This window comes from Streptomyces sp. NPDC003379, from assembly GCF_053589195.1.
The window spans coordinates 49,842-62,561 of sequence record NZ_JBSFRK010000045.1 but is presented as its reverse complement, the minus strand read 5'-3'; the positions used below and the strand labels follow the sequence as shown (position 1 = coordinate 62,561).

At 71.1% G+C, this 12,720-nt stretch carries 15 protein-coding genes; 8 read left to right on the top strand and 7 right to left on the bottom strand.

The window, feature by feature from the left end:
- Positions 1 to 101: 101 nt before the first annotated feature.
- Both ACWDVB_RS32530 and ACWDVB_RS32525 read right to left on the bottom strand, forming a co-directional pair.
- Positions 102 to 518 carry a CBS domain-containing protein gene (locus tag ACWDVB_RS32530; RefSeq protein ID WP_451612015.1) on the bottom strand — a complete coding sequence of 139 codons (417 nt, stop codon included), beginning with the start codon at positions 516 to 518 and terminating at the stop codon, positions 102 to 104.
- Between the two features lie 135 nt (positions 519 to 653).
- Positions 654 to 1,127, bottom strand: a complete 474-nt coding sequence (locus tag ACWDVB_RS32525) for a nuclear transport factor 2 family protein (protein WP_451519974.1) — start codon at positions 1,125 to 1,127, stop codon at positions 654 to 656.
- Between the two features lie 108 nt (positions 1,128 to 1,235).
- On the opposite strand from ACWDVB_RS32525, the gene ACWDVB_RS32520 reads away from it, so the two are divergent.
- A complete protein-coding gene (locus ACWDVB_RS32520; RefSeq protein ID WP_451519973.1) occupies positions 1,236 to 1,787 on the top strand; it encodes a TetR/AcrR family transcriptional regulator in 552 nt (183 codons plus the stop codon).
- Between the two features lie 29 nt (positions 1,788 to 1,816).
- Positions 1,817 to 2,254, top strand: a complete 438-nt coding sequence (locus tag ACWDVB_RS32515) for a nitroreductase family deazaflavin-dependent oxidoreductase (protein WP_451519972.1) — start codon at positions 1,817 to 1,819, stop codon at positions 2,252 to 2,254.
- Between the two features lie 75 nt (positions 2,255 to 2,329).
- On the opposite strand, the gene ACWDVB_RS32510 is transcribed toward ACWDVB_RS32515, so the two are convergent.
- Positions 2,330 to 3,220 (bottom strand): glycoside hydrolase family 19 protein, encoded by an 891-nt coding sequence (locus ACWDVB_RS32510; protein ID WP_451519971.1) that lies wholly within the window; start codon positions 3,218 to 3,220, stop codon positions 2,330 to 2,332.
- 92 nt (positions 3,221 to 3,312) lie between these two features.
- On the bottom strand, positions 3,313 to 3,684 hold the full coding sequence (locus ACWDVB_RS32505) for a hypothetical protein (protein WP_451519970.1): 372 nt from the start codon (positions 3,682 to 3,684) through the stop codon (positions 3,313 to 3,315).
- Positions 3,685 to 3,699: 15 nt separating this feature from the next.
- Here ACWDVB_RS32505 and ACWDVB_RS32500 point away from each other — a divergent pair, with 15 nt between their 5' ends.
- The gene (locus ACWDVB_RS32500) at positions 3,700 to 3,882 is read left to right on the top strand and encodes a hypothetical protein (protein ID WP_451519969.1); all 183 of its coding nucleotides are present in this window, start codon (positions 3,700 to 3,702) and stop codon (positions 3,880 to 3,882) included.
- Positions 3,883 to 3,944: 62 nt separating this feature from the next.
- On the top strand, positions 3,945 to 4,802 hold the full coding sequence (locus ACWDVB_RS32495; RefSeq protein ID WP_451519968.1) for a GNAT family N-acetyltransferase: 858 nt from the start codon (positions 3,945 to 3,947) through the stop codon (positions 4,800 to 4,802).
- Positions 4,803 to 4,806: 4 nt separating this feature from the next.
- Here ACWDVB_RS32495 and ACWDVB_RS32490 read toward each other — a convergent pair whose 3' ends face one another.
- A complete protein-coding gene (locus tag ACWDVB_RS32490; protein ID WP_451519967.1) occupies positions 4,807 to 5,193 on the bottom strand; it encodes a hypothetical protein in 387 nt (128 codons plus the stop codon).
- 124 nt (positions 5,194 to 5,317) lie between these two features.
- Here ACWDVB_RS32490 and ACWDVB_RS32485 point away from each other — a divergent pair, with 124 nt between their 5' ends.
- The 3 genes from ACWDVB_RS32485 to ACWDVB_RS32475 all read left to right on the top strand — a co-directional run bounded on the left by ACWDVB_RS32485 (position 5,318) and on the right by ACWDVB_RS32475 (position 7,917).
- A complete protein-coding gene (locus ACWDVB_RS32485; protein WP_451519966.1) occupies positions 5,318 to 5,659 on the top strand; it encodes an ArsR/SmtB family transcription factor in 342 nt (113 codons plus the stop codon).
- Position 5,660: 1 nt separating this feature from the next.
- Positions 5,661 to 6,377 carry a cation transporter gene (locus ACWDVB_RS32480; RefSeq protein WP_451519965.1) on the top strand — a complete coding sequence of 239 codons (717 nt, stop codon included), beginning with the start codon at positions 5,661 to 5,663 and terminating at the stop codon, positions 6,375 to 6,377.
- Between the two features lie 265 nt (positions 6,378 to 6,642).
- Positions 6,643 to 7,917: an RICIN domain-containing protein gene (locus ACWDVB_RS32475; RefSeq protein ID WP_451519964.1), complete on the top strand. Its 1,275-nt coding sequence runs from the start codon at positions 6,643 to 6,645 to the stop codon at positions 7,915 to 7,917.
- A 54-nt stretch (positions 7,918 to 7,971) separates the two neighbouring features.
- On the opposite strand, the gene ACWDVB_RS32470 is transcribed toward ACWDVB_RS32475, so the two are convergent.
- The gene (locus tag ACWDVB_RS32470; protein ID WP_451519925.1) at positions 7,972 to 8,166 is read right to left on the bottom strand and encodes an antitoxin; all 195 of its coding nucleotides are present in this window, start codon (positions 8,164 to 8,166) and stop codon (positions 7,972 to 7,974) included.
- A gap of 82 nt (positions 8,167 to 8,248) precedes the next feature.
- Positions 8,249 to 10,564, bottom strand: a complete 2,316-nt coding sequence (locus tag ACWDVB_RS32465) for a glycoside hydrolase family 3 N-terminal domain-containing protein (protein ID WP_451519924.1) — start codon at positions 10,562 to 10,564, stop codon at positions 8,249 to 8,251.
- A 189-nt stretch (positions 10,565 to 10,753) separates the two neighbouring features.
- Here ACWDVB_RS32465 and ACWDVB_RS32460 point away from each other — a divergent pair, with 189 nt between their 5' ends.
- Positions 10,754 to 12,658, top strand: a complete 1,905-nt coding sequence (locus tag ACWDVB_RS32460) for an ABC transporter ATP-binding protein (RefSeq protein WP_451519923.1) — start codon at positions 10,754 to 10,756, stop codon at positions 12,656 to 12,658.
- Positions 12,659 to 12,720 lie beyond the last annotated feature (62 nt).

The window sequence follows — 12,720 nt, the reverse complement described above, 5'->3', positions numbered from 1 at the left end:
CGCCGCCGTCCCACCGTGGGGTGGGGCGGGGGCGGGGGCCGGGTCATAACCCGCCGCGCCCCTCCCGGCCGGGCGGGCGCGCTCCGACCCGCGGCGGGCCGTCAATCGGTGGAAAGGGCCTCCAGGAGCTGTCCGGCCTTGGGGTCGGAGAGCGCGCGGGCCGCGTCGGCGAGCGCCACCATGCCCACCAGTTCGTGGCCGTCGATCACGGGCAGCCGACGGACCTTGTGGCTCGTCATGGTCGCGAAGATCTCGTCGACGCTGTCGTCCGCGCCGATCGTCACGGCCTCGCTCTGCGCCAGCTCACCCACGAGGACCTTTGAGGGGTCCTTGCCCTTCCCGAGGACCTTCACCACGATGTCCCGGTCGGTGATGACGCCCTTGAGGCGGTTGTCGGTGCCGCAGATGGGCAGCGCGCCGACGCCGAGTTCGGTGAGCTTGGTGGCCGCCTGGGTGACGGTCTCCTCGGCTCCGGCGCATTCAGCGCCCGGAGTCATGATGTCGCGTGCGGTGGTCACGTGGACCCTCCTTGGCGGTCGATGGGCTGTCCGGCCCGGTGGCTCGGGCCGTTGTCGCCCACCGGGTATCCCGTGCGGAGGGACATGACACACGTACGTCGAGGTCCGTTGGCCCGGCCGTCGGCGCGCCCGCGTTCACAGACCGAGTTCGCTGAGTCCGGGGTGGTCGTCGGGGCGGCGGCCGAGCGGCCAGTGGTGGAGGCGGTCCGACTCCTCGATGGGCAGGTCGTTGATGCAGGCGTGGCGGGCGCGCATCAGGCCGTCGTCGTCGAACTCCCAGTTCTCGTTGCCGTACGACCGGTACCACTGGCCGGAGTCGTCGTGCCACTCGTACGCGAACCGCACGGCGATGCGGTGGCCGCTGTGCGCCCAGAGCTCCTTGACGAGCCGGTAGTCGAGCTCGCGGGCCCACTTGCGGGAGAGGAAGGCGACGATGGCGTCGCGCCCGGTGACGAACTCCGCGCGGTTGCGCCAGCGGGAGTCCTCGCTGTAGGCGAGGGCCACCTTCTCGGGGTCGCGGCTGTTCCAGCCGTCCTCGGCCAGGCGGACCTTCTCGATGGCCGTCTGCCGGGTGAAGGGCGGTACGGGGAGTCGGGGAGTCGTGGTCATGTCGCCCCACCCTAGGAGAACGCACGTTCTCCCGCAACGGTGCGGAGCGGACCCCCTTCGTAGTAGGCTCCGAGAACGTACGTTCTCACCTGGTTGTTCGGAGACCCGATGGATCACGCGGAAGCCGAAGCGAGGCTCCTCGACGCGGCGGAGGCGCTCTTCTACGAGCGCGGTGTCCAGGCGGTCGGCATGGACCGGGTCCGCGCCGTGTCCGGGATCTCGCTCAAGCGGCTCTACCAGCTCTTCCCGTCGAAGTCCGAGCTGGTCAGGGCCTGCCTCGACCGCCGCGACCGCCGCTGGCGGGCACGGCTCGCCGCTCATGTGGAGGGACGGCCGGAGGGCGAGGAGCGGGTCCTCGCCGTCTACGACTGGCTGTACGAGTGGTTCACCGAGCCGGACTTCCGGGGCTGCGCCTTCATCAACGCCTACGGGGAGCTGGGCGCGGTGGACCCGGCGGTCGCCGACACCGTCAGGGCGCACAAGAGCGCGTTCCACGACTATCTCGCCGGCCTCGTGGCGTCCGCGGGCGGCCCCGCATGGACCGTCGGGCCGCTGGTCCTGCTCGCGGAGGGCGCCATGACGGCCGCCGCGATCTCCGGTTCACCCGAACCGGCGCGTCAAGCCCGGCGCGGTGCGGCCCAGTTGCTGGCCGCGCCGTAAGCTCCGACCTTTCGGCATGAGGAGGGGCGATGGCGAAGACGTACCGCATGAACGCCGGTACGCGCGTGATCAACCGCGTGTTTCACATGATGACCCGGCTCGGGATCGGCAAGGCCTACCGCTACAACCTGACGGTGCGCGGCAGGAAGTCGGGCCGGTTGTACTCCACTCCGGTCGACGTGATGTCGGCCGGGGACGAGCGCTGGCTCGTCGCCGCCTACGGGGTGAGCGCGTGGGTGCGCAACGCGCGCGCCGCGGGGGAGGTCGGGCTCAGCCGGGGCGGCAGGTCGCGGACGCTCGGGGTGGTCGAGCTGGAGGCCGAGGAGAGTGTGCCGGTGCTGCGCCAGTACTGGCGTGAAGTGCCCGTCACCCGGGCCTACTTCGACGTGACCGCTGAGTCGTCGGACGAGGAGTTCGCCGCGGAGGTGGCGCGTCATCCGGTGTTCCGGCTGGTGCCGCTGGACTGACGGGCCGGGCGGGCCCGACCTCGGATCGGGCCCGCCCTGCCGTCGGGGTGCGGGGTGCGCGGGGTGCGCGTGGCCTCAGCAGCTCAGGTTCGAGCCCGGCGTGGTGCCGAGGATCTGTGTGAACGCCTTGTAGCGGTCGATGCGGCTCTGGACCTGGGCGGGGTTGCCGCCGTTGCACTCCAGGGTGCCGTTGATCGCGCGGATGGTCTCACCGAAGCCGGCGCCGTTGACCATGGCGTTGTGCGGGGTCATCTTGCCCGGGCCGCTCTGGGTGTTCCAGTACCAGAGACCCGTCTGCCAGGCGATGGACGGGTTCTGCTCCACCAGGTACGGGTTGTTCAGGAGGTCGATGCCAAGGGCGTCGCCCGCGGCCTTGTAGTTGAAGTTCCAGCTGAGCTGGATCGGGCCGCGGCCGTAGTAGGCGGCCTGCCCGGCGGGGCAGCCGTAGGGCTGGGTCTTGTCGCAGTAGTGGGGGTAGTTGTTCTGATTCTGCTCGACCACGTGCACCAGGCCGCCCGTCTCATGGCTGACGTTGGCGAGGAACGCCGCGGCCTCCTGGCGCTTGACGGTGTCGCCGCCGGTGTTGGCGAAGCCCGGGTAGGCCTTGAGCGCGTCGGTCAGGCCCTTGTACGTGTAGAACGAGTTGCGGTTCGGGAACATCTGGTTGAACTGCGCCTCACTGACCACGAATCCGGACGGGTCGGGGTTGCCCGGCCCCGTGCCGCCACCGCAGGTGCCCTGGTCCGCCCAGACGTCGGAGCGCCCCGGGGTCTCGTTCTGGGTCCACCACTTCGCGGTCCAGTTGTGTCCGTTGTACGAGGCCGACTTGCCGCCGGTGTAGACGGACGAGGAACTCCACGGCGAGGCGCACTCGGCGGCGGACGCCGTGGTGGCGGCCGGGCCCAGGACGATCATCGCGCCGACCGCGGCGAGGGTGGCCGCGAGGCTGGTGATGCGTTTGATCATGCGACATCTCCTAACGGGCGGGACGGGGGAAGGGCCCGTCCCGCCATGGGGGTGTCGGTGACTCAAGCGAAATGGTCTGAACCTGTCAAGGTCTAGACCAGGTTGTGAGCGTGAAAGTTCCCCGTTGTCCGAAATGCGGAGGCGAGGCTGAGCGGCCGGGCGGCTTTGACACGGGGCCCGGACCCTCCGCGGCCGGCCGGCGGCGCGTGCTCTGCCTTGCTCTCGGCGTCGTACTTCTCGCCCTCAACCTCCGTCCCGCCATTCGTCGCCGTCTCCCCGCTCGCGGACACCACCCGCCAATACGGCGGGATGTCGGCCGCCGCCACCAGCCTGCTCACCGCCCTGCTGCTGCTCTGCCGCTGCTCTGCTTCGGTCTGTTCGCGCCGATCGCGCCCCGGCTCGGCCGCCGCTTCGGCATGGAGCGTCTCGCTGCTCGGCGCGATGGCGCCGATCTGCGCGGGCACGGCGCTGCGCTGCGCGTGCTCGACCCGGTCGTCGCGCTCTTCGCGGGCACCGTCGTCATCGGCGCGGGCATCGTCGTGGCCAACGTCCTGCTGCCCGGCCTGATCAAGCGGGACCTCCCCGCGAAGGCGGACCTGCCTGCTGGGGCGCCCTCGCGGTCGTCGCGCTGGTGGTGTGGCTGCCGTAGACCCGGTCGCTAGGGCAGGATGCATCCGGTGCGGTTCCTCACAGTGCACCGTGTCGGATCGAGAAGGGTGCAGCGATGACGGATTCGGCCCTCGGGCGGCTCGTGGTCTCACGGGCGACGCTCGACGACTGGCGTGTGGTGACCGGTTGGGCGGCGGACGAGGGCTGGAACCCCGGCGTCGGCGACGCCGCCTCGTTCTTCGCGCAGGACCCCGAGGGGTTCTTCATGGGGCGCCTGGACGGCGAGCCCGTCTCCGCGGTCTCGGTGGTCAACTACGGGGAGAGCTACGCCTTCCTCGGCTTCTACCTCGTCCGTCCCGACCAGCGCGGCCGCGGCTTCGGCCTCGCCACTTGGCGGGCGGGGCTCGCGCACGCCGAGGGCCGGACCGTGGGCCTGGACGGCGTACCGGACCAGCAGGCCAACTACCGCCGCTCCGGTTTCGTCCGCGCGTACGGCACGGTGCGCTACCTCGGCCCGCTGCCCGCGGCCGACGTGCCCGACCGGCACGTGCGTCCCGTCGAGGCAGCGGACCTGAACGCGCTCCTTGCGTACGACAGTTCGTGCCTGCCGGCGGACCGGCCACGCTTCCTGGAGACCTGGCTCACCGCCCCCGGCCACCGCGCCCTCACGCGCATCGTCGACGGCAGACTGACCGGGTACGGCGTCCTGCGGCCGGGCCGCGACGCCCTGCGCGTCGGCCCGCTCTTCGCGGACACACGCGCCGACGCCGAGGCGCTCCTGGACGCGCTGGTCGCCGAGGCGGACGGCGCACCCGTCGCCATGGACGTGCCCGCGACCAACGCGGAGGCCGTCGCGCTCGCCGAGGCGCGCGGCATGAAGCCGACGTTCGACACGGCCCGCATGTACACGGGCCCGGTCAGGGAATTCGCGTACGAACGGGTCTTCGGCGTCACCTCGCTCGAACTCGGCTAGGACCCTAACGCGCGGTGGCCGCGGTCCTGCACTGGTCGCAGATCGCCTTGATCCATGTGCCGTACTGGTCACCGTGGAAGCGGATCCGGCCGGGGGCGCCGCAGGATTCGCAGAGCTTCTCCGCCTCCAGCTCGGCGGCCTCGGTGAGGCGGCCGGCGGTGTCCGCCCAATCGCCGTCGAACTCGCCGTCTTCGTCGAAGCGGTCGGCGACGTAGATCCTCAAGCCCCCCAACCTGGGCGTGAGCTCCTCCAGCCGGTAGTCCTCGGCCAGCGCGACGAGTTGCTCGTGCAGGCGCGTCAGCAGGGGATGCCAGCCGGGCCCGACCGCCGTCAGAAGGTCGGGGATCTGCTGGTCGTCGACGCCGATGGGGCGGGATGCTGTCTCGCTCATGGCATGAGCGTCTCGCAGGGCACTGACAATCGGGCCGGCGGACAAGGCGGAGAGCCCGTACGGAAGTATCGTCACCCCTTTATTCACGGTTACCTGAATTCAGGATGGCGTGTATCTTCGAGCCGTGCTGACTGTCGCTTCCGCTTCCGACATCGAGGTGCTGGCCCGTTTCGGCCGCGCGCTCGCCGACCCGATCCGCTGCCGGCTGCTGCTCGCGCTGCATGAGGCCCCGGCCCATCCGTCCGACCTCGCCGACGCCCTCGGCATCTCCCGCACCCGGCTCTCGAACCATCTGGCGTGCCTGCGCGACTGCGGTCTGGTCGTCGCCGTGCCCGTCGGGCGGCGCACGCGCTACGAGCTGGCCGACGGACGCCTCGGCCATGCCCTGGACGACCTGCGCGACGCCGTGGTGGCCGTCGAGGCGGACAAGACCTGCCCGGACGCACAGACGAAGGGCTGCTGCTGAGATGCCCGCGATATCCCTCGGGCGCGGCCCGGCCCGCCGTGACGCGCTCGCCCGCCGGATACGGCTGCTGGTCACCGTGACCATCACCTACAACGTCATCGAGGCAGTCGTCGCCCTCACCGCGGGGACGATCGCCTCCTCCACCGCCCTGGTCGGCTTCGGCCTGGACTCCGTCATCGAGGTGTCCTCCGCCGCGGCGGTCGCCTGGCAGTTCGCCGCCCGCGACCACGCGGTGCGCGAGGCGAGGGAGAAGACCACCCTGCGGATCATCGCCGTCTCCTTCTTCGTCCTCGCCGCGTACGTGGGCATGGACGCGGTGCGTGCCCTGGCCGGCACCGGGCAGGCCGACCGCTCCATCCCCGGCATCGTCCTCGCCGCCCTGTCGCTGGCGGTCATGCCGTTCCTGTCCGCCGCCCAGCGCCGGGCCGGGCGCGAACTGGGCTCCGCCAGCGCGGTCGCCGACTCCAAGCAGACCCTGCTGTGCACGTACCTCTCCGCGGTCCTTCTGGCCGGTCTGATTCTCAACGCCACCCTCGGCTGGTCCTGGGCCGACCCGATCGCCGCCCTGGTCATCGCCGTCGTGGCGGTGAAGGAAGGCCTGGACGCCTGGCAGGGCAAGGGCTGCTGCGCACCCTCCGCCCCGGCTGCCACCACGGCGGCGGCCGACGCCGCGGCGGCCACGTGCGGCTGCCGCCCCGGCTGCGACTGCTGCGCTTGACCCGCTGACCCGCTGACCCGCTGACCCGCTGACCCGCTGACGCGGGCGATCGTCACGGGCGGGGCAGCCGACGGGCCGTCCGCCCACGTCATTCCTTGTCGGCGGCGACCGGCTGTCCCGCCACGACCGGGCAAAGGCCCGGCTGCCGGCGGGGACCGCCCTGAGCAAGGACGGTCGGCGCCCGAGCCGGGCAGCGGGCTGAGCGGCGATCCACCAAGCCCGACCTCCTGCTGCCCGGCCGACCACGCCGGCCCAGCCGTTCACGGTGGAGTACTGGGTCGTCCTGGACGACGTCCAGTGCGCCCGGCGTCATGGAGGCGGCGACAGCGCTGTCTTCGGGACCGGGGCACTCCCCCGGATCGTCCTCGGACCACGCGATCAAGCCGGTCCCCGCCGCGGCCCGCGTCAGCCCGGCGTCAGCCACGACGGGCAGCATCTGGGCGCCGCCATGCCCGCGTCCGCGCGGACCGAGCCGGAGGCTCAGTTCGCCGGGCGGGCCCGAACCCACAGGCCCACGGAGAACTCCATGCTGAGGTTCCGTCCATCCCGTCCGCACGCGGTCGCCCCGTCCCTGCTCCTGGTCCTGCTCCTGGCGCTGGCCTCGGCCCTGCTGCCGGTCGGCGGCCCGGCGGCCCGGGCCGCGACCGCCGCCGCGGGCCAGCAGATCAACATCGCCGCCACCCACACCGGCATGTGTCTGGAGGTCGCCACGCAGACGGCCGGCGAGCCCGTCAAGCAGCGGCGCTGTGCCGGGCGGGAGGGCGCGCTGTGGTACTTGAAGGAGTCCTCGGCCCCCGGCGGAGCGGTGCATATCGTCAGCGTCCTCAGCGGCAAGTGCATGGCGGTGGAGAACTCCAGCGCCGACAACGGAGCCGCCATCGTGCAGACGGAGTGCGGCGACCGGCCCGGCATGAGCTTCCAGTTCGCGGATCTGGGCGACACCGCGCTGATCCAGCCGATGACGGCGAGCCCGCGCAAGTGCCTCGAGGTCACCGCCTCCGCCACCACGGACGGTACGGCGCTGCGCCAGTGGACCTGCGAGAACCAGCCGGGCGCGAAGTTCACCCAGGGGAGCTTCCGGGGGCTCCAGGAGGGCTGGGTCAAGATCCGGCCGGCCAGCGCGCCCGGCCAGTGCCTGACCGAGGGGCGTGCCGGGCTCCTGAACGTCCCGGTCGCCGTGCAACGTCCGTGCGCGAAGGCCACCTCGCCGCGCACCTACCTGGTGCCGCAGGGCAATGGACTGTTCAAGATCCAGTGGCACAGCACCCAGGCGGGGGTCCGCTGCCTCATGGTGTTCCCCATCAGCACGGTGCCCGACGTGCTGGAGACCACGACCGACTGCGCCGGGGCCAACGCGTTCTACATCGAGGCGGTCGACACGCCCGTGCCCAACACCTACCGGATCCACACGCTCTACACGCCCGACCGGAAGTTCTGCGTGGGGATCGCCGGCAGCGCCACGACCGAGGGCGCCACGGCCCAACAGGACCCCTGCACCGCCGAACGCACCGACCAGGTGTTCTTCATCGACTCGGAATGACTTCGCTGCGGGCCAGGGACGGGGTCCCTGGCCCGCAGCGCTGGGGCACACATGTCACGGCTGGTTCGGAGGCTGACGCCCGCTGTCCCCGCCGAACTGGTCCCTGAGCCTGTCCTGAGCGGTGTCGACCTGCCCGCCGTACTTGCCCTGGGTCTTCTCGTCGACGAAGTCGCCCGCCTTGTCGATGCCCTTACCGGCCGTGTCCTCGTGGCCCTTCAGCATCTGCTTGAGCTTGTCCATCATGGACATCGTCGGCCTCCTAGGTGTGAGCCGTTCCTCCCAGCATGGGTGCTCGGCTGGATCACCGCATCCGGGGGAGGCCCCCGCCCGGTCAGGTGATCGTCAGCCTCCGCTTGGCCTCGGCCTGCGAGCTGCCGCCGACATAGATGTCCACCGCGCCCTCCTCGACGCGGAACTCCCCGTGCTGGTCGTTCGTCCAGAAGCCGAGGTCGTCCGCGCCGATACGGAAGCGGACCGTCCGGGACTTGCCGGGCTCCAGCGTGACCCGGCGGAAGCCCCGCAGCTTGCGCACCGGCTGCGTGATGCTCGCCGTGAGGTCATGGACGTACAGCTGGACGACCTCGTCGCCCGCGCGGTCCCCGGTGTTCGTGACGCTCACCGACACCTCCAGGGTGTCGCCCTTGCGCAGCGCGCCCGCGGAGATCCGCTCGCGGCTCAGCTTCGGCTCGCCGATGTCGAACGTCGTATAGCTCAGACCGTGGCCGAACGCGAACTGCGGGCCCGGGGGCAGGTCCAGGTACTTCGACGAGTACTTGTTGTCCGCGTCGTAGGGGCGGCCCGTCGACTCGTGGTTGTAGTGGATCGGGATCTGGCCGACCGCGCGCGGGAACGACACGGGCAGCTTCCCGCCGGGCACGACCTCGCCGAACAGGACGTCGGCGATGGCGTTCCCCGCCTCCAGGCCCGGGTGCCAGGCCTCCAGGACGGCGGGCGCGGCGCCCAGCCAGCCGCCCATGGTCAGCGGGCGTCCGTTGACGAGGACGACCACGAACGGCTTCCCGGTCGCGGCGACGGCCGCCACCAGCTTCTCCTGCCCGCCGGGCAGCCCGATGTCGCTGCGCGCGGCCGCCTCGCCGCTCATCGTTGGCGGCTCGCCGACCACGACGACCGTGACGTCGGCGGAGTGCGCGGCGGCCACCGCCTTCGGGATGCCACCGGTGTCCTTGCCCTCCGGGTCCACGCCCCGGGCGTACGTCACCTTCGCGTCCGGCGCCGCGCGCCTGATGGCGTCCAGGACCTTCACCGAGGGGTACTTCTTCACGGCGGCGGGGAACGACCAGGTGCCGAGGAGGTCCTCGGAGTCGCCGAACGGGCCGACGACCGCGATCGACCTGACGGACCGCTTCAGGGGGAGCGTCTTGCCCTCGTTCTTCAGGAGGACCATCGAACGGGCGGCGGTCCGCCGGGCCGCCTTGCGCGCGGCGGCGCTCGGCCCGTCGATGGCGGCGCCTTCGTCGACGTACGGATTCTCGAAGAGCCCGAGGTCGAACTTGAGGCGCAGGACGCGGGCGACCGCGTCGTCCAGCCGCCTCGCGCTGATCTTGCCGTCGCGCAGCAGCTTCTTGCCGTACGTGACGAGGTGCGTGCTGGTCATCTCCATGTCGACGCCCGCGTTGAGGGAGAGGCGGGCCGCCGCCGCGCCGTCCTCGGCGAAGCCGTGCGGGATCAGCTCCTGGACGCCGGTCCAGTCGCTGACGACGAAGCCGTCGAAACCCCACTCCTTCTTAAGGATGTCGGTCAGTGTGTGGGTGTTGCCGTGTGCGGGGACGCCGCCGATGGTGTTGAAGGAGGCCATCACCGTGGCGGCGCCGGCGTCCAACGCCGCCTTGAACGGCGGGAGGTGGAGATTGCGCAGGCGCGACTCCGAGACGTCCACCGTGTTGTAGTCACGGCCGCCCTCCGCGCCGCCGTACGCGACGAAGTGCTTGGCGCAGGCGGCGACGCGGTCCTTCGCGCCGTACGACGGCGCGCCGTTCTCGCTCCGCTCGCCCTGGTAGCCCTCGACCTTCGCCGCGGCGAACGCCGCCGTCAGATACGGGTCCTCGCCGTTGCCCTCGGCGATGCGGCCCCAGCGCGGCTCGTGGGTGACGTCCATCATCGGTGAGAACGTCCAGTGGACGCCGTTCGAACGCGCCTCCTCGGCCGACACCTCGCCGTCCGTCTTCGCCACGTCCGGATCGAAGCTCGCGGCCTGCGCCAGTGGGATCGGGAACGTCGTCCAGAAGCCGTGGATGACGTCGAGCCCGAAGACCAGCGGAATGCCGAGCCGGGACTCCTCGACGGCCATGCGCTGAAGGGCGTTGGTGCTCTTCGCCCCGAAGATGCTCAGCACGGAGCCGAGCCGGCCCGCGCGGGCCGCGTCCTCCACGTCCTTCGTCGCCCCGCCGCCGGGGCCGGTCTCCCACGACCAGGGGAGCTGCTGGAGCTGCCCCAGCTTCTCTTCGACGGTCATCAGGTCGAGCAGCTTCCGCACCCGGTGGTCGCGGGGGCCCGCCTCGGGCCCCGGTCGGCCGGGAGCGGCTTCGGCGGTGCCTGCCGCCGCTGTTCCGACGGCGCCCATCGCGCCTCCCGCGGCCGCCGTGCCGCCGATCGCGGACAGCAGAGTACGCCTTCGTACCTCACGCATGCGTTCGCCTTCTCACCTCGGGACGGGGGATAACTCCTGTGGCGACCACAAGAGTTGAAGGCAAAGTACGTTCCTGTTACATGGGGGTCAATAGACGCGGCAGGGGCGGGAGTGAGGAGAGTGAAGCGGGAGGGTGAATGCGGGGGAACAGTTGACCTCAAGTTTGCTTGAGGTCTTAACGTTCATCCCATGAGCATGGAAAGCACCGCCTGGAATCAGCTGTACAGCGTCATGCACGCACAGCAGGACCGCCGCCCCTTCGCCCGTGCCACGCTGCGCCGCATCGGCGTCTTCGCGCGGCCCCACCGCAGACGCATCTGGCAGTTCGTGGGGCTGAGCGTCATCACCGCACTGCTGGCCGTCGCGACCCCCGTACTGGCCGGGAAAGTCGTCAACACCATCGTCTCCGGCGCCGACTCAGCGACCGTCGTGCGCTACGCCCTGCTGATCGCCGCCATCGCGCTCGCCGAGGCCGGCATCGGACTGGTGAGCCGGTGGCTGTCGGCGAACCTCGGCGAAGGGCTCATCCTCGACCTGCGGACCGCCGTCTTCGACCACGTCCAGCGCATGCCGGTCGCCTTCTTCACCCGCACCCGGACCGGCGCGCTGGTCAGCCGCCTCAACAACGACGTGATCGGCGCGCAACGCGCCTTCAGCAACACGCTCTCCGGAGTCGTCGGCAATATCGTCACCCTTCTGCTCACGCTCGTCGTCATGCTCACTCTTTCGTGGCAGATCACCCTGCTGGCGCTGGTGCTGCTGCCCGTGTTCGTCGTGCCCGCCCGCCGCATGGGAGCGAAGATGGCCAAGCTCCAGCGGGAGGCCGCCCACCACAACGCCGCCATGGGCACCCGGATGACCGAGCGCTTCTCGGCGCCCGGTGCCACCCTGATCAAGCTCTTCGGCCGCCCCGGCGACGAGTCCGCCGAGTTCGCCGCGCGGGCCCATCGAGTGCGCGACATCGGCGTACGCACCGCCATGACGCAGTCCGCGTTCATCACCGCGCTCACGCTGGTCTCTTCGCTCGCCCTCGCCCTGGTCTACGGCCTCGGCGGCTACTTCGCCCTGGAGGGCACGCTGGAGGCGGGCGCCGTCGTCTCGCTCGCACTGCTGCTCACCCGGCTCTACGCACCGCTGACGTCCCTGGCCGGGGCGCGCGTCGAGGTGATGAGCGCGCTCGTCAGCTTCGAGCGGGTCTTCGAGGTCCTCGACCTGAAGCCGCTCATCGAGGAGAAGAAGGACGCGGTATCGGTCCCCGAAGGCCCCGTGGCCATCGAGTTCGACGACGTCCGCTTCGCCTACCCCGCCGCCGACAAGGTCTCCCTCGCCTCCCTCGAAGAGGTCGCCTCGCTCGACACCCGGGGCGGCGACGAGGTCCTGCACGGCCTGTCGTTCCGCGCCGAACCCGGCCAGACCGTCGCACTCGTCGGATCGTCAGGGGCGGGCAAGTCGACCATCGCGCAGCTGCTGCCGCGGCTGTACGACACCGATGAGGGCACCGTGCGCATCGGTGGCGTCGACGTACGAGAGCTGTCCGCCGAGTCCATGCGGGCCACCCTCGGCATGGTCACGCAGGACGGCCACCTCTTCCACGAGTCGATCCGCGACAACCTGCTCCTCGCGCGGCCCGGCGCGAGCGAGGACGAACTGTGGGACGTACTGCGCCGCTCCCGCCTTGAGGACCTCGTGCACTCCCTGCCGGACGGGCTAGACACGGTGGTCGGCGAGCGCGGCTACCGCCTCTCCGGAGGCGAGCGGCAGCGGATGACCATCGCACGGCTGCTCCTGGCCCGGCAGCGGGTCGTCATCCTCGACGAGGCGACGGCCCACCTCGACAACACCTCGGAGGCCGCCGTCCAGGAAGCCCTCGGTGAGGCCCTCGAAGGGCGCACCGCCGTGGTGATCGCCCACCGGCTGTCGACGGTGCGCTCCGCCGACCTCATCCTCGTCGTCGAGGCGGGACAGATCGTGGAGCGCGGCACGCACGAGGAGCTGCTCGCGCTGGAGGGGCGGTACGCGGAGCTGTACCGCACGCAGTTCGCCAAGGGGACGGAACCCGAGGCCACCGCGCGAGCCGTGGAGGCGGCGGTCTGAGGCGTGAGAGGTGGCGGGAGCCGTGTCCGGACGTCCACCAGGAGTTCATCGGTTCCCCACCA